The organism is Bacillus sp. S2(2019) (genome assembly GCF_005144805.1).
In the GTDB taxonomy this organism is placed as follows: domain Bacteria; phylum Bacillota; class Bacilli; order Bacillales; family Bacillaceae; genus Bacillus; species Bacillus altitudinis.
The window spans coordinates 634,073-658,099 of record NZ_SWFL01000001.1 but is presented as its reverse complement, the minus strand read 5'-3'; the positions used below and the strand labels follow the sequence as shown (position 1 = coordinate 658,099).

24 protein-coding genes are annotated in these 24,027 nt (G+C 42.3%); 19 read left to right on the top strand and 5 right to left on the bottom strand.

The window, feature by feature from the left end; translation table 11 throughout:
* Positions 1-59 precede the first annotated feature (59 nt).
* The 3 genes from FBF75_RS03330 to FBF75_RS03320 form a co-directional block, all read right to left on the bottom strand.
* Positions 60-1,058 carry an inorganic phosphate transporter gene (locus tag FBF75_RS03330; protein ID WP_017359158.1) on the bottom strand — a complete coding sequence of 333 codons (999 nt, stop codon included), beginning with the start codon at positions 1,056-1,058 and terminating at the stop codon, positions 60-62.
* Between the two features lie 15 nt (positions 1,059-1,073).
* Positions 1,074-1,691, bottom strand: coding sequence for a DUF47 domain-containing protein (locus tag FBF75_RS03325; protein ID WP_017359157.1), 618 nt, complete (start codon positions 1,689-1,691; stop codon positions 1,074-1,076).
* Positions 1,692-1,897: 206 nt separating this feature from the next.
* Positions 1,898-2,356 carry an ASCH domain-containing protein gene (locus FBF75_RS03320; protein ID WP_025207200.1) on the bottom strand — a complete coding sequence of 153 codons (459 nt, stop codon included), beginning with the start codon at positions 2,354-2,356 and terminating at the stop codon, positions 1,898-1,900.
* Between the two features lie 227 nt (positions 2,357-2,583).
* Between FBF75_RS03320 and ggt the strand changes: the two genes are divergently transcribed.
* The 18 genes from ggt to FBF75_RS03230 all read left to right on the top strand — a co-directional run bounded on the left by ggt (position 2,584) and on the right by FBF75_RS03230 (position 19,918).
* The gene (gene ggt / locus FBF75_RS03315; protein ID WP_008346275.1) at positions 2,584-4,338 is read left to right on the top strand and encodes a gamma-glutamyltransferase; all 1,755 of its coding nucleotides are present in this window, start codon (positions 2,584-2,586) and stop codon (positions 4,336-4,338) included.
* Between the two features lie 258 nt (positions 4,339-4,596).
* Complete coding sequence (locus tag FBF75_RS03310) at positions 4,597-5,628, top strand: sulfate ABC transporter substrate-binding protein (protein WP_412055251.1); 1,032 nt, start codon at positions 4,597-4,599, stop codon at positions 5,626-5,628.
* 11 nt (positions 5,629-5,639) lie between these two features.
* On the top strand, positions 5,640-6,485 hold the full coding sequence (cysT, locus tag FBF75_RS03305) for a sulfate ABC transporter permease subunit CysT (protein ID WP_019743464.1): 846 nt from the start codon (positions 5,640-5,642) through the stop codon (positions 6,483-6,485).
* Between the two features lie 5 nt (positions 6,486-6,490).
* A complete protein-coding gene (cysW, locus tag FBF75_RS03300) occupies positions 6,491-7,360 on the top strand; it encodes a sulfate ABC transporter permease subunit CysW (protein ID WP_056704886.1) in 870 nt (289 codons plus the stop codon).
* A gap of 15 nt (positions 7,361-7,375) precedes the next feature.
* A complete protein-coding gene (locus FBF75_RS03295; RefSeq protein ID WP_025207205.1) occupies positions 7,376-8,107 on the top strand; it encodes a sulfate/molybdate ABC transporter ATP-binding protein in 732 nt (243 codons plus the stop codon).
* 240 nt (positions 8,108-8,347) lie between these two features.
* Positions 8,348-8,815, top strand: a complete 468-nt coding sequence (locus tag FBF75_RS03290) for a PTS sugar transporter subunit IIA (protein WP_136944429.1) — start codon at positions 8,348-8,350, stop codon at positions 8,813-8,815.
* A gap of 50 nt (positions 8,816-8,865) precedes the next feature.
* A complete protein-coding gene (locus tag FBF75_RS03285; protein WP_007498866.1) occupies positions 8,866-10,239 on the top strand; it encodes a PTS galactitol transporter subunit IIC in 1,374 nt (457 codons plus the stop codon).
* Between the two features lie 19 nt (positions 10,240-10,258).
* Positions 10,259-10,537 (top strand): PTS sugar transporter subunit IIB, encoded by a 279-nt coding sequence (locus tag FBF75_RS03280; protein WP_008346262.1) that lies wholly within the window; start codon positions 10,259-10,261, stop codon positions 10,535-10,537.
* Positions 10,538-10,599: 62 nt separating this feature from the next.
* A complete protein-coding gene (locus tag FBF75_RS03275; protein WP_008346260.1) occupies positions 10,600-11,046 on the top strand; it encodes a hypothetical protein in 447 nt (148 codons plus the stop codon).
* Positions 11,043-12,074, top strand: coding sequence for an alcohol dehydrogenase catalytic domain-containing protein (locus tag FBF75_RS03270; protein ID WP_136944428.1), 1,032 nt, complete (start codon positions 11,043-11,045; stop codon positions 12,072-12,074). The genes FBF75_RS03275 and FBF75_RS03270 overlap by 4 nt, the downstream gene beginning before the upstream one ends.
* A gap of 180 nt (positions 12,075-12,254) precedes the next feature.
* Positions 12,255-13,238 carry a pyruvate dehydrogenase (acetyl-transferring) E1 component subunit alpha gene (pdhA, locus tag FBF75_RS03265; RefSeq protein WP_074042080.1) on the top strand — a complete coding sequence of 328 codons (984 nt, stop codon included), beginning with the start codon at positions 12,255-12,257 and terminating at the stop codon, positions 13,236-13,238.
* A 31-nt stretch (positions 13,239-13,269) separates the two neighbouring features.
* Complete coding sequence (locus FBF75_RS03260; RefSeq protein WP_026050078.1) at positions 13,270-14,250, top strand: alpha-ketoacid dehydrogenase subunit beta; 981 nt, start codon at positions 13,270-13,272, stop codon at positions 14,248-14,250.
* Positions 14,251-14,267: 17 nt separating this feature from the next.
* On the top strand, positions 14,268-15,590 hold the full coding sequence (locus FBF75_RS03255; RefSeq protein WP_136944427.1) for a dihydrolipoamide acetyltransferase family protein: 1,323 nt from the start codon (positions 14,268-14,270) through the stop codon (positions 15,588-15,590).
* A gap of 12 nt (positions 15,591-15,602) precedes the next feature.
* Positions 15,603-16,985 (top strand): dihydrolipoyl dehydrogenase, encoded by a 1,383-nt coding sequence (lpdA, locus tag FBF75_RS03250; RefSeq protein WP_008346251.1) that lies wholly within the window; start codon positions 15,603-15,605, stop codon positions 16,983-16,985.
* Positions 16,986-17,016: 31 nt separating this feature from the next.
* Complete coding sequence (locus tag FBF75_RS03245) at positions 17,017-17,712, top strand: SDR family NAD(P)-dependent oxidoreductase (protein ID WP_052320225.1); 696 nt, start codon at positions 17,017-17,019, stop codon at positions 17,710-17,712.
* The gene (locus FBF75_RS03240) at positions 17,690-18,475 is read left to right on the top strand and encodes an SDR family NAD(P)-dependent oxidoreductase (RefSeq protein ID WP_008346247.1); all 786 of its coding nucleotides are present in this window, start codon (positions 17,690-17,692) and stop codon (positions 18,473-18,475) included. The genes FBF75_RS03245 and FBF75_RS03240 overlap by 23 nt, the downstream gene beginning before the upstream one ends.
* Before the next feature lie 93 nt (positions 18,476-18,568).
* Positions 18,569-19,525: a sugar-binding transcriptional regulator gene (locus FBF75_RS03235; RefSeq protein WP_007498849.1), complete on the top strand. Its 957-nt coding sequence runs from the start codon at positions 18,569-18,571 to the stop codon at positions 19,523-19,525.
* A 63-nt stretch (positions 19,526-19,588) separates the two neighbouring features.
* A complete protein-coding gene (locus FBF75_RS03230) occupies positions 19,589-19,918 on the top strand; it encodes a hypothetical protein (RefSeq protein WP_008358910.1) in 330 nt (109 codons plus the stop codon).
* A gap of 13 nt (positions 19,919-19,931) precedes the next feature.
* Here the strand turns inward: FBF75_RS03230 and FBF75_RS03225 are convergent, their stop codons facing one another.
* Complete coding sequence (locus FBF75_RS03225; protein WP_136944426.1) at positions 19,932-21,257, bottom strand: APC family permease; 1,326 nt, start codon at positions 21,255-21,257, stop codon at positions 19,932-19,934.
* Between the two features lie 329 nt (positions 21,258-21,586).
* On the opposite strand from FBF75_RS03225, the gene FBF75_RS03220 reads away from it, so the two are divergent.
* Positions 21,587-22,537, top strand: coding sequence for a ring-cleaving dioxygenase (locus tag FBF75_RS03220; RefSeq protein WP_046526586.1), 951 nt, complete (start codon positions 21,587-21,589; stop codon positions 22,535-22,537).
* Positions 22,538-22,579: 42 nt separating this feature from the next.
* Here FBF75_RS03220 and FBF75_RS03215 read toward each other — a convergent pair whose 3' ends face one another.
* Positions 22,580-23,899 (bottom strand): S1C family serine protease, encoded by a 1,320-nt coding sequence (locus FBF75_RS03215; RefSeq protein ID WP_017359140.1) that lies wholly within the window; start codon positions 23,897-23,899, stop codon positions 22,580-22,582.
* Between the last annotated feature and the right edge of the window lie 128 nt (positions 23,900-24,027).

Below are 24,027 nucleotides of genomic sequence, written 5' to 3'. Positions count from 1 at the left end.
AAAAGAGCATTTGAGCATGCAAACAAATAAAAAAAGACCTGTCTAACAGGTCTTTGATATTAAAGAATCGCATTTAACACAAAGTATATAAGTGCCCCTAGAGTTCCCGAAATCGGTAATGTGATCACCCAAGTGACAAGCATACGTTTTGCCGTACCCCAGTTGACTCCTTTTACTCTATGTGCAGAACCTACACCTAGAATAGAAGATGAGATCACGTGAGTGGTACTAACCGGTAAGTGAATAAATGTTGCACCGAAGATAATAGCTGCACCCGTTAAGTCTGCAGATACTCCGTTTACTGGACGAATCTTCATGATTTTACCGCCGACTGTTTTAATAATCTTCCAGCCGCCAATAGACGTACCTAGTCCCATTGCAAGCGCACAAGAGAATTGTACCCAGAAAGGAATGTCGTCTGTTGTATGCAAATTACCTGCAATTAAAGCCATCGTAATAATTCCCATCGCTTTTTGCGCATCGTTTGTTCCGTGGGTATACGATTGCAGTGCAGCCGTTAAAATTTGAACACGTCGGAATTGTTTATTTGTTTTTGCGAGATTGTTATTTCGGAATATAATTTTGATAATGGTATACACGATATATCCTAAAACAAAAGCCAGGATAGGTGAAAGCAAAAGTGCTTGAATGATTTTAATGAATCCCGAATAGTTTAAAGCGCCAAAACCAGCAGAGGCAATAACAGCTCCTGCAATTGATCCGATCAGTGCGTGTGAAGAACTACTCGGAATCCCGTAATACCAAGTAAGCAAGTTCCAAGTTATCGCTGCAATTAAAGCAGCCAAAATGACGACAGATCCGTTTTGAAGTGTAAAAGGATCTGCGATGTCTTTTGTAATGGACTTTGCCACACCTGTAAATGTCATTGCTCCTAAGAAGTTCATAAACGCTGCCATAATAATAGCATGTCTAGGCTTTAACGCCTTTGTTGAAACAGAAGTAGCAATGGCATTTGCTGTATCGTGGAATCCGTTAATGAAATCAAAAGCAAGTGCACAAATGACAATAAGTATGGTAAGGATGAGTAATGTATCCATGTTTAACTAACCCCGTTACGCATTCTTCATAATGATTGTTTCTAGATTGTTGGCAACACTTTGACAGGAATCTGCGATTTCTTCAAGTGTTTCGTAAATTTCTTTGTATTGAATGACCTTAATTGGATCTGTTTCTTTTCCAAACAAGTTCTTTAGTGATTTGCGGTGAAGATTGTCACAATTATGCTCAATCTCTTTAATTTTGATTGCGTGCGGATGAATATCTTTCAAGCGATTATCAGCCAGTAATTCAATAGTCGTTAAAATTTCTTTCGCACATTCTCTGATGTAGTGGCTGAATTTGTCGATATGTTCGTCAGAGCTTGTAATTGAATAAATTTCTAAAGTTGCTGAAAAATGCTCAATGCCGTCTAAAACATCGTCGAGGCTATTCGTCAATTGAAGAATGTCTTCACGTTCAATCGGTGTAATAAAGGCTTTATTCAGCTCTTTAATCATGGTATGAACATGATTATCACCTTTTGTCTCATATTCCTTCAATGTGTCAGAAAATTCTTTCAGAGTGGTTTGATTTGTTACTTTATAGCTAACAAAATACTCAGCAGTTTCATCTAAATTTTTAGCAATTTCCGTTAACAAGACGGAAAACTTGTCTTTTTTCCTTTTTAACATGTAAAAACCCTCCATTGTATAAATGAGACAATGCACACATCAAATAATTATATATTCTTTTGTCGAAAAAAAACAGGTGTAGTCGAAAATTTCTTCACTTTTTCTATTTGATCTTATTCTGACCTAAAGATGTGATCTCAACTCACCTTTTTCAGAAAGGGGAAAAGAAAGCAAAAAAGCGGACCATTTTTGGCACCGCTTAAAAGTTAAGAAGCTGAATAAACAAGCTTAAACCGCTCACAAACAAGAAGCATATCTTCCTTAAATGTTAATCCGTACGGCTTAAGGGCTTCTGTGAAAAATTCTTCATGTTCTTTGTACCAATAGTCATATGAAAGATCGCCTTCACCTTCTGCTTTTGCAAATGATTCAGGAACCTCATTCATTGGCATGATATCTACTTGTGTGATCTCTATGATGGCTTTTGGTTCCTCCTGGCTGTCCAAAATGACCGCATATTGACCGGGTTTTGGAAGAGGCTCTTGTTCTTTTTCGTAAAAAAGGTATCCAGAACAAGTGGCTGTTTTTTTTCCTTGTTGTACAAGGTCAAGCAAGTGATCTGGATCTGCGCCAAATGCCCAAGCAGAAACAGAGGCGTGATCAGGAGTTTTTTCTGATTTTTCTTCCCAATAAGATTCCCAAAATAAAGTGCTTTTGTGGTTCATCCTTTTTCCCCCTTTGTTATGAGTTTATTATATCGTGAAGTTTCCTACTTGGAAATCGTATGTCTTTATTACTACGAACTGTGCATGTCATATGTTTTGAAAACATGCGTTTTGTTTGGCAGATATAGGATGATAGAATGAAAAATTTTGAAATTTTAGAATAATCTATTGTATTCTGGTCAAGAAGTCGGTAAGGTCAAAGTAAGAATATGGAAGGGGTGTTGTTCATGAAACGCATTTCTCTAACTGTTTTGTCCATATGTCTGTTTGTTTTCTCGTTTTTCCTGCCGGTCAGCCAAGTCACTGCAAACGAAACTCATGGGAATAAAGTAGCTGTTGGCAAAGATGGGATGGTGGCTACTGCACATCCGCTTGCATCGGAGATTGGTGCTGACGTATTGAAAAAAGGTGGGAACGCAGTGGATGCTGCTGTTGCCATTCAGTACGCACTTAATGTAACAGAGCCAATGATGTCTGGAATTGGCGGCGGCGGATTTATGATGGTTTATGATGGGAAGACAAAGGAAACATCCATCATCAATAGCAGAGAGCGAGCACCACAGGGCGCAACACCTGACATGTTTTTAACAGATGATGGAAAAGTGATTCCGTTTGCTGAGCGATCTACACATGGAAATGCGGTAGGTGTTCCAGGGACTGTAAAAGGTCTTGAAGCTGCATTAGATAAGTGGGGTACTCGTTCTATGAAGGAATTGATTGAGCCCTCCATTCAACTTGCAGAAGATGGTTTTGAAATTGATTCTGTCTTGGCAAAAGCGATTGATGATCATCAAGCAAAATTGAAAAAAACGGCCGCAGCGCCAATTTTTCTTCCAAATGATCAGCCGCTCGAAGAAGGAGATCTGCTTGTCCAGCCAGGTCTTGCAAAAACATTTAAACTTATTGCGAAAAAAGGAAGCAAAGCGTTTTATGAAGGAAAAGTAGCAAAGGCACTTGCAAATACAGTTCAAGATTTTGGCGGGACGATGACTTCAAAAGATATCAAACGTTATGAAGTCAAGACTGACAAGCCAATCTGGGGAGACTATAAAGGATATCAGCTTGCAAGCATGCCACCACCAAGCTCAGGCGGGGTGTTTATGCTACAAATTCTCAAAATACTTGACCATTTTAACCTGTCTCAGTATGACCCCAAATCATTCGAAAAATATCAGCTGCTTGCTGAAACAATGCACCTCTCCTATGCTGACAGAGCCGCATATGCCGGCGACCCCGAATTCGTAGATGTTCCACTAAAAGGACTACTAGACGATGATTACATTTCAGAAAGAGCCTCTCTCATTCAATTAGATCAAATGAATCGCAGCCCGAAAGAAGGAGATCCTTGGGCATATGAGGATGAAAAAAATCCATCCCCAATTGTTCCTCAGCCAGAAGATAAAACCATTGGTGAGACGACCCATTTTACTGTTGCAGATCAGTGGGGAAATGTTGTGTCATTCACCACTACCATTGAACAATTATTTGGTACAGGGATTCTTGTTCCAGAGTATGGATTTTTCTTAAATAATGAACTAACTGATTTTGATGCACGACCTGGCGGTGCAAATGAAGTCCAGCCAAATAAACGTCCATTATCAAGTATGACTCCGACGATCATTTTTAAAGATGGAGAGCCTGTCATGACTGTTGGATCTCCTGGTGGAACGACGATCATTGCTTCTGTTTCACAGACGATTCTCAATTTACTTGAATATGACATGGAGCTTCAGGATGCGGTAGAAGAGCCAAGAATCTACACAAACAGCTTAACTTCGTATCGTTATGAAGTAGGTGTCCCTCTAGATGTAAGAACAAAGTTAAATGATATGGGTCACCAGTTTGGCAGTTCACCTATTGATATAGGGAATGTGCAAGCTTTACTGATTGATCGAAAAGCAGGGACATTTACTGGAGTAGCTGATTCAACGAGAAATGGAACTGCTGTTGGTGTCAATCTAAAGGTAGCTGCAGATCAATAGCATTTCCCGGGAAAAGAAGCGCCTCATCAGGAAGGCGTTTCTTTTTTTCATTAAAATAAAAACACAGTTGACACCTGTGAATAGTTTGAATAATATATAGACTAACATCAATCATACATAGCTGATCGGACAACCGAAGGCTCTTGGCATTGACGTACAGGACTTTTTTGTACTTCAATCGCTGAGGGCCTTTTTTGCGTATAGAACTGAAAACGGCAAGGTTGGTGTCACTATTCAATGTGAAAGGGAGCGGATAACGTGAAAAAATGGATATGGATGTCTATTGCGATCACACTTTTCATCATCACAAGTGCTGCATGCTCAAATGCGAATGAAGCCTCAAATCAAAAGGGAAAGGTTGAGCTGTTGAATGTGTCATACGATCCTACCCGTGAATTGTATCAGGAATACAATCAAGCCTTTCAGACTTATTGGAAAGAAAAAACCGGTGAAGATGTGACAATACAGCAGTCTCATGGAGGGTCAGGTAAGCAGGGGAGATCGATTATTGATGGACTCGAAGCAGACGTGGCTACACTTGCTCTTGGGTACGACATTGATGCCATTGCAGATCGAGGGCTACTTTCAAAGGATTGGCAAAAAGAATTTCCGAATCAGTCCACACCTTACACGTCTACGATTGTGTTTCTTGTGAAGAAAGGGAACCCCAAAAATATTAAAGACTGGGATGACTTGCTTCAGCCAGGTGTATCTATCATCACACCAAATCCAAAAACGTCAGGCGGTGCAAGATGGAATTATTTAGCCGCATGGGCATATGCCGATAAAACCTTTCATGGGGATGAAGAAAAAACGAAGGATTTTGTGAAAAAGTTATATGAGCATGTTGAGGTACTCGATTCAGGTGCTCGTGGCGCCACAACAACTTTTGTCGAGCGCGGTCTTGGTGACGTGTTAATTGCTTGGGAAAATGAAGCCTATTTAACACTGCATGAATTAGGCAAAGACAAATTTGAGATTGTCAGTCCCTCCATTAGTATTTTAGCAGAGCCGCCCGTTGCCGTTGTCGACCAAAATGTGAAACGAAAAGGAACAGAGAAAGTGGCAAAGGCTTATTTAGATTATTTGTATTCTAAAAAAGGACAGGAAATTGCGGCGAAAAACTATTATCGACCAAGAAATCAAGAAGTGCTAAACAAATATAAAGATCAATTTAAAGAAATTGATATGGTGACCATTGATCAGGCATTTGGCGGATGGCGAAAGGCGCAGAAAAGATTTTTTGATGATGGCGGATTATTTGATCAAATATATAGCGGACAAAAATAGGGGGCGACGTGATGAAGAAAGGCTATGCTGCCGCCAATAAAAGAAAACGTGTATTGCCTGGATTCGGGCTGAGTCTCGGAGTGACACTTGTTTATGTCAGTGCGATTGTCGTGATTCCTTTATCTATGGTATTTATTTGGACGGCTTCATTAGGAGCAGAAGGAATTTGGAATGTCTTTAGTGATGCGCGGGTGCTAAAGTCGCTGCAGCTTACGGTTACGACTTCTTTTGCAGCTGCACTCATCAATGCAGGTTTCGGTGTACTGATCGCATGGGTTCTCACGCGGTACTCGTTTCCAGGAAAGAACATCCTGGATGCCCTCATCGATTTGCCGTTTGCTCTTCCAACGGCAGTGGCTGGCATCGCTTTGACGACTCTATATTCTCCGAATGGGTGGATTGGGCAATTTTTGCATGTGAAGGTGGCTTACACCCCGCTCGGTATTATTTTGGCACTGATTTTTATTGGCATTCCATTTGTCATAAGAACGGTTCAACCGGTCATTGAGGGGCTTGAGCAGGAAGTGGAAGAGGCTGCAGCCATACTTGGTGCTACAAGAAAACAGACCTTTTTTCATGTACTGCTGCCTGCCTTGTTTCCAGCGGTAATGACTGGATTTTCTCTTGCATTTGCAAGAGCACTCGGTGAATATGGCTCCGTTGTGTTTATAGCGGGAAATATTCCGTTTAAAACAGAGATTACACCACTGATGATCATGTCTAAGCTTGAGCAGTATGATTATCAAGGTGCCGCAGCCATTGCTTGTTTCATGCTGCTCTTATCATTTGTCATTTTGTTATTGATTCACGGATTGCAGTGGTTTGTCGAGCGGAAAAAACAAGTGGAAGTGAGGTGAGACGATTGGAAAGGGAGCTTCTTAAAGAGCACCGCATCAAGTACAGGAGTCCTGTGACGGAATCAAAAGCGGTGAAGAGTATGTTGATTGGTGTGGTGTATGCTTTTTTGATTTTGTTTTTACTCATGCCGTTGATTGCTGTGTTTTCAAAGGCTTTTGAGAAAGGATGGAGTTCTTATCTTCTTGCCATCTCACATCCAGACACGCTTGCGGCAATTAAATTGACTGTTTTCATTGTGATGATCACATTGCCGCTTCAAATGATTTTTGGGGTCAGTGCTGCTTGGCTCATCACAAAATTTCATTTCCCGGGAAAACGTTTGTTAACGACTGTCATTGATCTTCCGTTTGCGGTGTCACCTGTCATTGCAGGACTTGTATTTGTACTTTTATTTGGTTCAAATGGATTTTTAGGACCGTGGCTTTTAGCAAATGGATGGAAAGTGATTTACTCTGTACCGGGGATGATTCTTGCGACCATCTTTGTGACATTTCCTTTTGTTGCGAGAGAGTTAATTCCGTTTATGCAAAATGAAGGCATTCATGAGGAAGAAGCATCGCTTACGCTTGGTGCCAGTGGGTGGAAGACCTTTTTCCTTGTGACACTTCCAAATATAAAATGGGCCCTTTTTTACGGCGCCATTTTAGCAGGGGCAAGGGCGATTGGTGAATTTGGTGCAGTGTCAGTTGTATCCGGTCATATCCGCGGAATGACAAATACAATGCCGCTTCATATAGAAATTCTATACAACGAGTATCAATTCCAAGCGGCTTTTGCCGTGGCCTCTCTCATGGCGTTTGTTGCGGTCATCACATTAATCATCAAGCAGATCATTCAGCAGAGAGATCACAGGCTTGGCAAGCGTTCAAAATAAATGGAGGGATCATCCTTGGGGATTACAGCGAAACAAATATCAAAGCAATTTGGGCAGACGAAGGTTTTGCAAAACGTGGATTTGACGATCGGAAATGGGGAATTAATATCCTTACTAGGACCATCTGGATCAGGTAAGACGACTTTATTAAGAATTATTGCAGGGCTTGATGATGCGAATACAGGGCAGATCTTATTTGGAGAACAGGATTATACTCACATCCCAGTGCGAAAACGGAAAATTGGTTTTGTCTTTCAGCAATATGCGCTTTTTCGAAATATGACGGTATTTGATAATGTGGCTTTTGGATTGAAGATGAAACCTAGAGGTGAAAGGCTGCCTAAAAAAGACATCAAAGAGCGGGTGCATGAGCTGCTGAAAGTCGTTCAATTAACGCAGTATGCTCACCGTTATCCAGAGCAGCTGTCAGGTGGACAAAAGCAGCGTGTAGCACTTGCACGTGCGCTAGCCGTTAAACCGAAAGCTCTTCTCTTAGATGAACCTTTTGGTGCACTAGATTCAAAGGTGAGAAAAGAATTAAGACATTGGCTGAAAAAAGTTCATCAAGAATTTCAAATGACGACCATCTTTGTGACGCATGATCAAGAAGAAGCGTTTGATATCGCTGATCGTGTTGTGGTGATGAATGAGGGCAGAATCGAAAAAATCGGCACAAAAAAAGAAATGACAGAGCAGACAGACAACCTTTTTGTAGCTGAATTTTTAGATATAGGAAGCCATATTTAACAAGAAGTTGATGCGATGTAATGAAAGAGATGCGGCAAAAAGCTGCATCTTTTTTTATAAAAATTTTCCTAGGAACATTGACTTATAATTTCGAATATTATAATATCTTTACAAAGGTAACAGTATTGAACATTTTATAAAACATTTATTTGTAAGCGCTTCACAAAAGGTTCTATTTTAAAATGTTCATTCTTTTTGTTACATGTGTTCATATTTATACCAAATGAAAGGGGTGATTGTTTGAACAGCTTGTTTGAGTTAGATCAACAGCTGATTGAGCTGCAATACGAAGCATCTTCAAGTGAGGAGGTGACTGCCTATTTAGCAGAAAGGTTAGAAACTGGAGGGTATATTAAATCGAGCTTTTTACCAGCAGTGCTTGAAAGAGAAAAAACATATCCGACCGGTCTTCCTCTTGCGACCTTTGGGGTGGCCATTCCCCATACAGATCCTGAACATGTAAACAAACCGGCAATCAGTGTAGCGACATTAAAGGAACCTGTTATTTTTCATAAGATGGGAAGCCCTAATGAGACAGTTCAAGCCAAAATTGTGTTCGTTCTGGCAATCTCTGAACCTAGTAAGCAGCTCGTGATGTTAGAGAAACTGATGACGCTTTTCAGAAAAGAAGAAGTGATGACAAGTTTATCTCACATGACATCGTATGAAGAAGCCGTTGATGTACTTCAAAAAGAATTAAACCAATAGTTATTCAAGACATAATGTAAGCGCTTTATTTAAAATCAGGAGGTGGATGTATGATCAAGCAAGCCGTCGATTTCATCTTAGACTTAGGGCCAACAATTATGCTCCCAATTATTATGACGTTATTCGGTATGATTTTAAGGCAAGGATTTAAAAAATCCTTCCGTGCAGGTATTACGATCGGAATTGGATTTGTCGGGGTCAATCTGGTCATTAATTTACTTGTAAGCGGTCTTGGACCAGCAGCTAAAGCCATGGTCAATTCTCTTGGATTAAAGCTTGATATTTTAGATGTCGGTTGGCCGATTGGAGCCGCCATTTCATTTGGTACACCTGTTGCCCCTTTGATGATTCCTCTTGTGCTCTTGTTAAATGTCATTTTGCTGTCTGTTAACTTTACGAAAACATTGAATGTGGATATTTGGAATTTCTGGCATTTGATTTTCGCTGCTTCTGTTACTTACTACGCATATCATAATATGTTCTTAGCTCTTGCCGTTGGTTTAATCGTTTCTGCGATTACACTAAAACTAGCCGATTGGACGGCACCGACGATTGAACACCATTTCGGATTAAAAGGCGTATCGATGGCTCATGCTGAAACGGTCAACTTCGCTCCGCTCATGTATGCGTCAAACCGCGTGATTGATAAAATCCCTGGTTTAAACAAAATTCATGCGGATCCAGAAACTTTGAAAAAACGTTTTGGCATCTTTGGTGAACCGCTTGTGATGGGTCTTATACTTGGTATCATTATTGGTCTTCTTGGTGGCTATGATGCAAAAGGTGTCATGACCCTTGGAATTCAAATGGCTGCAGTGCTTGTGTTAATGCCAAGAATGGTTGCTTTATTAATGGAAGGACTTATTCCAATCTCTGAGGGTGCTCGTTCTTATATTCAAAAGCGTTTCCCTGGAAAAAATGTCTATATTGGTTTGGATACAGCGATTGTCATTGGTCATCCAGCGAATATGGCTGTAGCCCTTTTGATGGTGCCAATCACCATTTTGCTCGCTGTCGTCCTTCCTTACAATGGTATGCTGCCGTTTGCAGACTTATCGGTTCTGCCATTTACAGTCGTATGGGCAGTAGCAGCCGCTCGTGGGAATATTATTCGCGGCCTCATTAACAGTATTTTTACTTTAATGATTGTTTTCTTCATTGCAACGAACCTTGCACCACTCGCCACAACAATGGGGAAAGCAGTTGGTTTCGACTTCCCAGAAGGGGCAAATATGATCTCTGGTATTGATCTTGGTTCACACGTCATTCCTTGGATCATGGTGAGACTTCTTGATCCGAGCAACCCTTACTTCATTGCAGCGATTGTCTGTGCACTGGCATATGCGCTTCTTTGGTACTGGGTGCGAAATGATATTAAAAAGCAGTATGCAAAAGAAATGGGCTTAGATCAGAAAGATCAATAAACGAGCTGGAGGGATTCTCATGGCAAAAAAAATATTAGTATCTTGCGGAACGGCAGTTGCTACATCAACGGTTGTGGCAAAAAAGGTAGAAGAGACATTAAAGGAAAAAGGATACGATGTCATCGTTGAACAATGTAAGGCATCTGAGGTTCCGCAGAAAGCGGAGGGTGCTGATTTAATTGTGACGACAACGCCTGTTAGTGATACAAAAGGAACGCCTGTGATTCAAACGTTATCTTTTTTAACGGGATTTGGCATTGAAGAAGATATTGAAAAAATTATCGATCATATTAAGTGAACGATGATTGCGTGGAGGAGCTGCGAAAGCTCCTTCCATGTCATTTGAAAGGAGGAGCTCTCATGCAGCAGCATGCTTATAGCCGAACGTCTGCCATGTTTTCTATTTTCCTTCCGGCTTTGTTAATATGTGTGTTTTTTCTCTGGTCTCTTTATACGTTGATGTCGGCAGGACCTGAGCCATTAGCTGTGTTAGGTGTCTATACGCTGCCTATCCTTATGCTTTCTAGCATCACTGGCCTGAATCAGCCAACGAATATCATGATTAGTGAAGATGAGCTGAAAATAGGTGCTTTTGGCAGGTGGCACACATATGCCGTGTCCGATATTAAAGGGAAATTGTTTTTAAAACCATATCCTCATATCGGGAAAGTATATGTCAGAGTGGGACCTGCGCGAATATTTGGAGGACGCTACTGGATTTCAAGTGAGATGAGTGAGTACAAGCAGCTCGTTCAATCCTTGCAGAGTCTTGCGACATGTGATGAAAAGGAGGATGCGGCTAAATGAAATCAGCTGTCTTTTATTCTTCAGAGGACATTCGTTACGAGGAGCGGAAGCGGCCAGTCATTGGTGATGATGAAGTATTATTAAAAATGCGTGCCTGCGGGTTATGTGGGACGGATATTTATAAAGCGACACATGAGACGGTACCTCCTGGCACAGTGCTAGGGCATGAAATCGCTGGTGACATTATCGAAACAGGCCGTCATGTCACACATGTTCAAACGGGAGACAGGGTGTATGTAGCGCATCATGTCCCTTGTTTTACTTGTGACTTTTGTCAAAGAGGATTTTATACAATGTGCCCGCAATTTGCAGCCACAAATGTAGAGCCGGGCGGTTTTTCGGAATATATTCGTGTTCCTGCTTTACATGTGAAGCATACAATGGGCAAGCTCCCACATGACGTCTCATATGAACAAGGAGCGATGGTCGAACCGGTTGCCTGCTGTCTTCACGGCTTTGAAAGGGCGCCCGTTCATCCTGGAGATTCGGTCTTGATTCTTGGAGCGGGGCAAATAGGCTGCATTCAATTACAGCTTGCCAAATATTATTTGGCTGGAAAAGTGATGATCACAGACGTAAATGAGAACAGGCTCCTTCAAGCAAGAAATCTTGGGGCGGACGTCGCTTTTCATCCAGCATCTGAGCCAGTAGAAAACCGCGTCATGAAAGAAACAGATGGAAAGGGAGCGGACCTTGTCATTATTTCTGTGGGGAGCAGTGCGCTTTTAAAAGAAGCATTTCAAGCTGTTGCAAGAGGCGGAACGATTTTGGTCTTTGCTCACTTTCCGAAAGGGGATGTCTCCATTCCAGCAGAACGTTTCTTCCATGATGAAGTGAAAGTAGTCGGAGCTTATTCCTCGCATCCATATCATTATCGTGAAGCGCTGGAGCTCTTAAAAGCAAAGGTCGTTCATACAGAAAAAATGGTGACGCATCGATATCCATTAAGTCAGCTTCGTCAGGCGATAGAATGCGCTAGGCATCCAGAAGGTGAAAGCGTCAAAATCATGATGTATCCAGATGAATGAGAATGTACGAGATGGAGAGAAAGAGAAGGTCTTTGGAAAAGGGCTTTGCCTTTCTCTTTTTTTCTGAAAAAAGATGAAAACGCTTAAAAAATAAACGGAAATGCTTGACTTCAATGAGAGTTAAACGTATGATAATTACAAATGTAACACATAAGAACAAATGTAAAGGGGAGAGAAGAAATGCAAAAACAAATCACTGTGCCTGAACAGATTAGTCATGAGAAATTAGCAGATTTATATAAACAAATGTGGTTAGTTAGATATTTTGATGAAAAGGTCGATCAATTCTTTGCTAAAGGATTAATCCATGGAACGACCCATTTATGTGTTGGACAGGAAGCATCGGCTGTTGGATCTATTGCTGTGTTAAAGGATGAAGATAAGATTGTCAGTACACACCGCGGACATGGTCACTGTATTGCAAAAGGTGCAGAGGTCAATAAAATGATGGCTGAACTATTCGGACGTGAAACAGGTTACTGCAAAGGAAAAGGCGGTTCCATGCATATTGCCGACTTAGAAAAAGGAAACCTTGGGGCAAATGGAATTGTTGGCGGCGGTATTCCGCTTGCAACAGGTGCGGCGCTCACGTCCAAGATGAAAAAGGAAGGCTTTGTGGTCCTTTGTTTCTTCGGAGACGGCGCCACAAATGAAGGCAGCTTCCACGAAGCGCTGAACCTTGCTTCCATTTGGGATTTACCTGTTGTGTTTATTTGTGAAAACAACCAATACGGCATGTCTGGTCCTGTGAAAGAAATGATCAACATTGAAGACATCTCAACAAGAGCAGAAAGCTACGGAATGCCAGGGAAAACAGTTGATGGAAATGACATGGTTGAGATCATGAATACAGTAGATGAAGCGGTAAGCCGTGCAAGAGCTGGAGAAGGGCCATCACTCATTGAAATGAAAACGTATCGCTGGAAGGGTCACTCAAAGAGTGATGCGAAAAAATACCGTACACGTGAAGAAGAGACAGAATGGAGACAAAAAGACGGAATTAAACGCTTTAAGTCACTCTTAATGGAGCTAGATGTTCTGACAGAAGAGCAGGCTGCTCGTTTACAAGAAGAAGCGAAGCAAGAGATCGAGGCATCTGTTGAATTTGCGAAAAATAGTAAAGAACCATCAATTGACACACTATTAGAGGATGTATACGCCTAATTAGGAGGGGAATCACGTGACAAACACGACAGTGAGAGAGATTTCATATTTAGAAGCCGTTCGAGAAGCAATGAGTCAGGAAATGAGAAAAAATCAAGATGTCTTCATTTTAGGTGAAGATATCGGCGTATACGGTGGCGCATTTGGTGTCACGCGCGGGATGATCGAGGAATTCGGTCCAGAACGCGTCCGCAATACGCCGATTTCAGAGGCTGCCATCGCAGGAGGCGCAGTCGGAGCGGCTTTGACAGGGATGCGTCCGATTTTAGAACTACAATTCTCTGACTTTATTACAATTGCAATGGATCAGCTTGTAAACCAAGCAGCGAAAACACGTTACATGTTTGGCGGAAAAGGGAAGGTGCCACTTGTTGTCAGAACACCAGCAGGTTCTGGGACAGGTGCCGCAGCGCAGCACTCCCAAAGCTTAGAAGCGTGGATGGCTCATATTCCTGGACTAAAGGTGGTTCAGCCTTCAACAGCTTATGATGCAAAAGGACTTTTAAAAGCAGCAATGGATGATGACAACCCTGTCATTTTCTATGAACACAAGCTTTTATATAAAACAATTGGTGAAGTACCAGAAGAGCAGTACTCGATTCCTTTAGGGAAAGCGGATGTGAAGAGAAGCGGAAAGGACGTCACAATTGTCGCAACAGCCATTATGGTGCACAAAGCGCTCGAAGCAGCGAAGGAACTAGAAGCGGAAGGAATCGATGTCGAGATCATTGATCCGAGAACGCTCGTCCCATTAGATGAAGAAACCATTATTGAATCTGTGAAAAAAACAGGCAAATGTATCGTTGTGCATGAGGCAGTGAAACGAGGCGGCTACGGCGGAGAGATTGCGAGTATGATAGCGGAAAGTGAAGCCTTCGACTATTTAGATGCACCTATTAAACGACTTGGCGGTCTTGCCGTCCCAATACCGTACAACCCAACGCTGGAAAAAGCAGTCATTCCACAAGTGCCAGATATTATTGAAGCAGCAAAAGAGCTCGTGCGCTCTTAAGTAAAGGGGAGAAGATCATGCCAAAAGAGATATTTATGCCGAAGCTAAGCAGTACGATGGAGATCGGTACCTTGCTTCAATGGTTTAAAGAAGAAGGAGATTCGGTTGAAATCGGTGAGCCTCTATTTGAGATTATGACAGACAAAATCAATATCGAGGTTGAAGCCTATGATGATGGCGTTTTTCTAAAGAAATATTATGAAGCAGATGATCAGATTCCAGTTAATGCTGTCATTGGATATATCGGAGAGGCTAATGAGCAGGTACCGAGCGAGCCGCCAGCGCAGTCAGATGAAGCGTCTTCTGAAGACAGCGGAACGTCATCACCATCTGAACCATCTGTTTCGACTGACGTTGAACCAACGGTGAATGAGAAAGTACGCGCAACACCTGCAGCGAGAAAAACGGCAAAAGATCACCAAGTAGCCATTCACGAAGTATCTGGTACAGGACCAAAAGGCAGAATTCAAAAACGGGATGTCGAAGCGTCCCTTCATACGAACGAGGAAGGCCAGCGCATATCACCACTTGCAGGAAAAGTGGCTGCTCGTGAAGGGATCGACTTAGCGAATGTTGCTGGTTCTGGCGCCCACGGGAAAATCATGAAGAGTGACGTGACAGCAGCAGGGGCACAAAAAGCAGACGCTGCTCCAGTGAGAACACAAAAACTAGCCGGGATGAGAAAAGTGATTGCAGATCGCATGTCACAAAGTGCCTTTACAGCGCCGCACGTCACATTAACAAGTGAAATTGATATGACAAAAGCAAAAGAAGTGCGCAAACAGTTGCTCCCAGCGATTGAAAAAGAGACAGGCTACAGATTGTCGTTTACAGAAATCATCATCCATGCGGTCAGCAGTGTCCTCACGCGCCACCCGCAAATCAATATGACGTTTGAACAAAATGAGCTCCATTTCCATGAGGATGTGCACATTGGTCTCGCGGTTGCTGTGAAAGACGGCTTAATGGTTCCGGTCATCTCTCATGCAAATCAAAAAGGGCTGAAACAGCTCACAAAAGAAGCAAAAGAAATTGGTCGAAATGCTCGCGATCAAAAGCTGCTACCAGACCAGTTGAAAGGGTCTACATTTACCATTAGTAACTTAGGGATGTATGCCATTGACACGTTTACCCCAATTATTAATCAGCCGGAAGTGGCGATTTTAGGTGTTGGACGCATTCAAGAAAAACCTGTAGTGATCGATGGAGAAATTCAGGTGCGGCCAATGATGGGCGTCAGTTTATCATTTGATCATCGAGTGGTAGATGGTGCACCAGCAGCAGCCTTTTTAACAGACCTTAAAAAAGTGCTTGAACAACCATTTGAATTGCTAATGTAGGAGATGAATCGGATGACAAAAACGTATGATCTGACAGTCATTGGCGGAGGGCCTGGCGGATATACTGCCGCCCTTCAAGCCGCTGAACGTGGACACAAGGTTGCATTGATTGAAGAGGATTTTCTAGGGGGGACTTGTTTAAATCGAGGCTGTATCCCTTCAAAGACACTGCTCAAACATGCAGAAGTCATTGAATCCATTGAGAAAGCAAAAAGCTGGGGAATCGAAACAGGTGAGATGGTTCTTTCTTTCGATAAAATGAGAAAACGTAAAGATGATGTCATCGAAAAACTCAGGGGCGGAATCGCCTTTTTATTAAAGCAAGGAAAGATTGATGTATATAACGGCAGAGGGACAGCTGTGACAAAAAATCGCATTGACATTGAAAAACAAGATGGGTCAGAAACGATTGAAACAAAAGAGCTGATCATTGCCACTGGCTCATCACCTGCTATTCCGCCTATTCCAGGGCTCAAAGAGATTCAATTTGACACAAGTGATACGATCTTTGACATCCCAGATATTCCTGCATCTGTCGTCATCATTGGTGGAGGTGTAATTGGTCTTGAGCTGGCCTGTATCTTCCAGAGTCTCCAATCAAAAGTCACCATTATAGAAGCCGCTCCGTCGATTATTCCGCAGGAAGATGAAGAAGCGTCGAAATTACTAGAAAAAGAATTGAAGAAAAAAGGCATCCATATCGCAAAGAAAACGACGGTGACAGAGGTAACAGAAAGCGAAGGAGTCAAAGCGATTCATGCGACAGACGATAAAGGAGAGACGCACATCTTTACGGCTGAAAGACTGTTAGTTTGTGTCGGAAGAAGACCAAATGTATCTGCTGTCAGTCAGCTCGATCTTCAGCTGGATGGCCCTTTTATTAAAGTAAACGACGAGATGAAGACAAGTGCTGAAGGTGTATATGCAATTGGCGATGTAGCCGGCGGCTATCAGCTCGCTCATGCGGCGATGGCAGAGGCAGCCGTTGCAGTTAGCAATATATGCGGCGAGCCTGAAAGAATGAATCACGACATCGTTCCTAGATGTATTTATACATTGCCAGAGGTAGCGAGTGTTGGGCTGACTGAGAAAGAGGCGAAAGCGAAAGGGCTGAACGTGCGGGCAGAGCGATTTGATTTAGCTGCAAGCGGAAAAGCGTTGGCAGCAGGTGTTCAAACAGGTTTTATTAAACTCGTGTACGATACCGTTTATGGTGAAGTCATTGGCGCTACAATGGTTGGTCCGCATGTAACGGAGATGATATCAGAGGCTTCCTCATTTATGTATTTAGAAGGAACAGCTGAAGAGATGGCCAAAATGATTCACCCGCATCCTACCATCTCAGAAGGCTTTTATGAAGCAGCTCTTGATATTGTGAGTAAGCTGAGAAAATAAATGCCAAACAAGGGATAGGGAGGAGATCCGTGTGCACGTCCAGCTTCATCAGAAAGTGGCACTTGTGACAGATAGCACAGATGGATTTGGAGAAGCCATCTGCCTGGCTTTGGCCCGGGCAGGTGCACATGTTTTCATACACGCTTTTCGTGATGAATCAAAAGCAAAGTCGATTAGCAAAGACATTGAAAAATTAGGCGGCCAATCAACTGTTGTCATCAATCCGCTTGAGACACCGCGTGATGCTACGCTTATGCTAAGACAAGTCATCGATACATGCGGCAAGCTTGATATTTTAGTCAATCAAGCCGAGCAAAAAGCAGATGGGGGGATTGATGACGTAAGTCCTGAGATATGGGTCGATGAAGTGGAAAGATCCGTAAATACAGTCTTTCTTTCCAGTCAAGCCGCTGTGTGGCATATGGTGGATCAGAAGCAGGGCTGCATTATTAATATTTCCTCATCAGGGAGCATAACAGGTGACGGTGGGATCTCACATGCTACATCAAATAGTATGTTGAATGCCATGACAAAAGGATTAGCGCGCGAATTTAAAGACAAAGGCATTCGGGTATTGGCTCTACTTCCGCCGCCTCTCCATTTGCTTCCTGACAAAGAGCAAATCAAGGAGACGGTGGCTCATATGACGGTTTTCTTAAGTACATCGTACGGTGCATTTACAGATGGAGCAGCGATTATGCTTGATGGGGGTGAGAGCGCTGGCTAATCAACAAAAACCAGTTCTCATCGTAGGTGGTGCCCAAGGGATCGGCAAAGAAATTGCTCAGCGTTTTTTAAAAGAAGGGCATCGTGTAGCTGTGTCAGATATAGATGAACAGGGACTTTCGCTTTTAAAACAACAGCATCCTCAGCTGCTGACGTTCCAAGCTGATGTTTCATCGTGGGAAAGTGTTCAGCAGATGACGTCAGCAGCTGAAAGGGAGCTGGGTGGCATTGGGCATCTTGTCTATTCAGCAGGAATGACGAAATCCCTTCCTTTTTTAGAAGTTGATTTTTCACTTTGGAAAAAAACACTGGCTGTGAATCTATATGGTCTTTTCTACTGTATCAAAGCATTAGCACCCTATCTATGTGAGCGGAAAGAAGGCAGCGTCGTCATTATTGGATCAGGATCTGCGATAACAGGCTCTGGCGGCGGCATCCAGTATTACGCGTCAAAAGCCGGGGCATTTGGTCTCATGCGTTCGCTTGTAAAGGAATTGGGTTCCCATCATGTCCGCATCAATGTCATTGCACCACGCGTCATTGAATCTCAGATGCTTGATACGCTCTATCCGACTGAGCTTGAGAAAAGTCAGCTTCGATCACTTATTCCTATCGGGAGATTAGGAAAACCAGAAGATATTGCTGGAGTCACTTTATTTCTCGCAAGTGACGAGGGAAGCTATTTGCACGGACAGATACTCTTATTAGATGGCGGGAGAACGTATCAGCCTAAATATAGCGAGGGAAAAAGAGCGGAGAGTTGATCGCTCTTTTTGTCATTTTCATAACAATTGTTCCAATTAGAAACGAATGTTTGGTATACTGGTAATCATAGTATATTAAAAGGATGATGTCACATGCTGAATTGGGAAGAAAGACGACAGCTCGTCAAGGTTGCTCATCTTTATTATACAGACGGGTGGACGCAGCAGGAGATTGCAAAAAAACTCAATGTCTCAAGACCAGTCATTTCAAAGCTCTTACAAAAAGCAAAAGATGTGGGAATCGTTGAAGTGTACATTAAAGACGAAAGTATTCATACAGTGGAACTTGAAAAACAGCTGGAAACGACCTTTCAATTAACGGATGCTGTCGTTGTTCCAAGTGTCGGGACAATGTCTGAGATGGTCAAACGGGCAGTCGGTCAAGCGGGCGCCTATTATCTTTCTAAAAACATGAAAGGCGCTGAGAAAATCGGTATTTCATGGGGGACCACACTTGCCGAGCTAGTGAAGGAATATCCATTTGAACGAAGAAACGATGTCAAAGTCATTCCTTTAGAAGGCGGAATGGGCAGGCAGGCAGTCGACATTCATGCGAATCAGCTGGCATATGAGCTGGCAAAAAAGATGAATGGTACGTGCTCCTATTTATATGCACCTGCGATCTTAGAAACAGAAGAATTAAAAGAGCGGTTGATGGCGATGCAGGACATAGAAGCTGTGCTTGAAGAAGGCAGAAATGTTGATATTGCCCTGATCGGTATTGGGAATCCGCATAAAGGCTCTACATTAAAAACAGTCGGTTATTTAAAAGAAGAGGATTTGTCTGGTTTAAGGCAATCAGGAGCTGTTGGTGATATTGGTTTTCGTTTCTTTGATGGGGAAGGGAAACCAGTCCAAGATGAGCTTAACCAAAAGGTGATTGGATTATCGTTAGAACAATTAAAGAGCGTGAAAAAAGTCATCGCAGTTGTGGAAGGAACCCATAAGGCTGAAAGTATTTTAGGGGCCTTAAACGGCGGCTTTATTCAGGTGCTCGTCACCGATGAATTGACTGCGGCAGCTATTTTAAAGGAAGCATCTGTCCAATAAAAAGCTGACAGCCATCGTATTGTATAAAAAGAGCAACATCAAACGAGAAAGGAGCTGTGTATCTTGAAGAAAACCGAAATGGAAGCAAACCTACACTGTACTCGGTGCCAAGAAGAGACCCTCCACAGCATCGTTTATGTGAATGATCAGATGAAAAGCGTTGAGTGTACAGAGTGTCATCAGAAAATCAGTGTGCAAGTCGACATCATGAAGGAATTTTACAAAGAAGTATATGAAAAAATTGCCACAAAGCCGAAGCGGATGACGCAGGAGTATAAGGCGAATCTGAATGGATTTATTTCAAGACTCCCCATCCGGGTTTTAAGTAAGCCATACCGGCTGATGAGATATTTAAACGAATCTTATAAGGTCATTAAGCAATATAAAAAATAAAGCAGAGGCTATTTTAGCGCTCTGCTTTATTTTGTGTTTTTTTCATATAGTAATAAATCGGCAGTCCGGCAATGCCGATCAGCATGGAGATCAGGCAGCTTTGCCAATCGGTGATCATGGTGCTGATTAAGACAAAGAAAGAGCCGATAATCGCAATGATCGGTGTGAGCGGGTAAAGTGGTACGCTATAAGCGCGCTTCATTCCCTTGTTTTGTTTTCTTAGCTTAAAGACAGCGAAAAAGGCCATCACATAAAAGATGTAAATCATGAAAATTGAAACCTCTGACAGCTTCTCGGGATTACTGACGATCATAAACACAATGGCAATCAAAATCTGTACAAATACAGCGATCCAAGGTGTTTGAAAAGTAGGATGAATGCGTGAAATGGCTTTGGCAAATGGAATTTGTTTTCGTTCTGCCATCGCAAAAATGACACGCGGGAACGAAAGAACCTTTCCATTCAAACAGCCAAAGATACTAATGATGATTCCGATACTAATAATTTTACCGCCAATGGGACCAAAGAGCATTGTAGCAGCTGTGCTTGTTGCATTTTCACCTAGTTGAACGATTTGATCAGCTGGTAACACATGCAAAAGGGCGATGTTAATAAAGAGATAACATGCTGTGACAATTAAAATACCGCCTGCCATCGCGCGAGGAAGCAGTTTCTCTGGATTTTTCATTTCACCGCCAAGCGCTGCAAGCAAAATCCAGCCATCATAGGCGAATAATGTTGCCAAAATTGCTGCACCGAAGTTCATTTGTGCGATACTCTCATTGACGGCTGTGAAAATATGTTCATTTCCTTTCCATAAGCCAAACACAATAATTGCTGCAATTGGAACAAGCTTTCCGATCGTGGTCAGTCCTTGGACAAAACCACCGTATTTCGTTCCCATGATGTTGATCACACATAAAAAAAGAACGGTGATAATGCCAATGGTTGTAGCCCATAAAGAAGAAAGAGAAAATAAATTAGCTAATAATGAACCAAAATAAAGACCAAGAGCACCAATAATCGCTGGTCCGTAAATAATAATTTGCACCCAGCCACATAAGTAGCCCCAAAATTCACCGTATACTTCTTCTAGGTAGGCATATAAACCACCAGTACGTGGGATTTGTGTACCAATTTCAGCGACTGTGAGTCCGCCTGCAAGGGTTAAGATCCCGCCTAACAGCCATGCGGATAAGGCGATGCCTGAGCTTCCTGAATAAGAAAGGACGTTGCCAGGCTTCATAAAAACGCCAGATCCAATAATTGTTCCGATGACAAGAGATAGGGCAAAAAATAAGCCGATGTCTTGTTTTAACGCTGGTTGTTCTTTGTTCATTACACACGACCTCCTGCATCACTTTCGTACGTTACTGTGACATGTATTTTGTTCATTGTAATACGATTTTAGGAAAACAAGAATTAAAAAAATTTTCTGATTTTCGTATTTGTATTTAAAAGTGTTCGTTTATTGGAGATATTAGGATGAATGTTATCTTAAAAGCGAACAATATAAGAATATTTTTGATGTAATGTTAATTTAATAGGCGAAAGCCGAACGTCCAATAAAGATGCAGCCGAATGGTTGACTTTTCTTCTAAAATGACCTATTTTATTCATAAGGATATTATCTCGAATTCGAGATATTTTATAATAGGAGTGAACACGATGAAAATAAATGGGATTCACCACGTATCAGCACTAACAGCAAATGCTCAGAAAAACGTTGATTTCTACCGCCAAATCCTTGGCTTAAAACTGGTGAAAAAAACAGTCAATCAAGATGATCCATCGATGTATCATCTATTTTATGGAGATGAGGTCGCCTCACCTGGTACAGAGCTGACGTTTTTTGAAATACCGATGCTCGCCCGCCGGCTGGACGGAACAAATGCGATCTCACGCACAGGTCTGATTGTCACTTCAGAAGAAGCACTCACCTTTTGGGAAAAGCGCTTTGAAGAAAAAGGTGTAAAGAAAGAAACAGCTTCTTTAAGAGGCGGCAGACCTGCCTTGAAATTTACAGATCCAGAAGGACAGCAGCTGTTTTTGACTGTAGAACCAAGCGTGCAAGATGGAGCGAAGCCGCCAGTGCATGATGAGATTCCTGCTGATTTTGCGATCAGAGGTTTGGGACCAGTAGAATTAACAGTCGCAGAAGCAGATAAAACGATCAGTGTGTTAACGAGCATCCTTGGTTTCACAGAAAAAGCACGTGAACAATCAAATGATGGGGAAATCGTGACGATTTTTGAATCAGGACAAGGCGGAGCTGGAACAGAGATTCATGTCATTGAAAAAGCAGAAGGACCTGTTGAGCGATCTGGCAGAGGGAGTGTTCATCACGTAGCCTTTCGTGTAGCGGACGCAGAAGAGCTTGAAAAATGGCATGATAAAATAGCCAAAGCCGGTTTCACCAACTCTGGTGTTGTAGAACGTTTTTATTTTAAAGCCTTATATTTTAGAGAGCCAAACGGCATTTTGTTTGAAATCTCAACAGATGGTCCGGGATTCACAGTGGATGAAAGCGTGGATGAACTTGGTGATCAATTAGCACTTCCACCATTTTTAGAGCACAAACGAGCAGAAATTGAACAAAGATTGGTCCCAATCAAGTGAACATGAAAAAAGCAGCTCATAAAAATTGAGCTGCTTTTTTCGTTAAGAGCTGACTTGCTTTGATTCAGATTGTGTTAATGTCACTTGTTTTGTTTCTTCTGTTCCATTACGAACGAGTGTGATGCTGATGGTATCTCCTACTTTTGCATTCGTGTAAAGCTCGTGGCGTAATTCACTGCCGGTTGTCACTTTTTTGCCATTGATGGCGGTGATGACATCCTCTGCCTTTAATCCAGCTTTGGCAGCAGGTGAGCCAGCAGCGATTTCTTTTACGTACACGCCTTTATCGAGCTGACTGCTTGTCAGTCCAAGCGTTTCCTTCTGATAAGCATCTGGAACTTGTTCGAGATCCAGCATGCTGATACCGATATAAGGTCGTTCGATTTTTCCTTTTGTGAGAAGCTGCTCTGCAATTGGTTTGACATCATTGATTGGGAGCGCAAACCCGATACCTTCCACACCTGTTTCAGAAATTTTCATACTGGTGATCCCCACAACCTTTCCGTCTGTTGTTAACAGCGGCCCGCCGCTGTTGCCGGGGTTAATGGCGGCATCTGTTTGAATGACATTAATACTGCTTTCGCCAGCTGATGTATCCATAGACACTGTTCGATCGACACCGCTGACAATTCCTTGCGTCACTGTTCTTGATAAATCTTCACCAAGCGGGTTTCCGATTGCGATGACGGTTTCTCCTGCACGAAGGGATGAGGAGTCTCCAAGTTCAGCGACTTTTGTAACGCCACTGCTACTAATTTCCACGACAGCAAGATCAGTCAGCGGATCAGAGCCGACTACTTTTCCTTCCACCGTCTTGCCATTATGCAAGGAGACTGTTAATTTACTTGCTCCTTCAATCACATGGTTGTTTGTTAATACATAGGCTTTACTGCCCGATTTTTTGAAAATAACCCCTGATCCGGTACCGCTTTCTTGCTCTTGACTGCTACTGTTTTGATTTTGCTGTGATCCATCAAAAGGTGTGTTCATATCGCCAAAATCTGTGCTTGTTTGACTTTGTGTTTGATAGTTTGTAATGCCGACGATGGATGGTGATACGTTTTCGACCATACTGGAAATACTGCTGGTCGAATTGGATGTTTGTGACGCTGTTGTTTTTGACGAATTTGTACTTGTATCATTTGTCGATACAGCGGCTGTTTTCGTTGACGAATCAGTTGAATGATTTTCTGAATGCTGAGCATATGGAGTCAGAACGTAAACACCTAACGCTAACGTACCGCCTACAACCCCGCTGACAAATGGCTTTAGCCAGCCACTTGGCTTCTTCTGCTGTTTTTTCGGCTGTTCAATTGTTTGTAATTCATAAGAAGTGTGTTTTTCATCTTTGTGTTGTGTCATTAAGATCACTCTCTTTCATCGATTTTTACATGTATGTGTTCAAGATGTTTGACTGTATGTGGTGGATACTGACTTTATCGTAAGAAAAAAGTGTGGGATAAAAATGAAAACATTGTGGGAAATTGTTA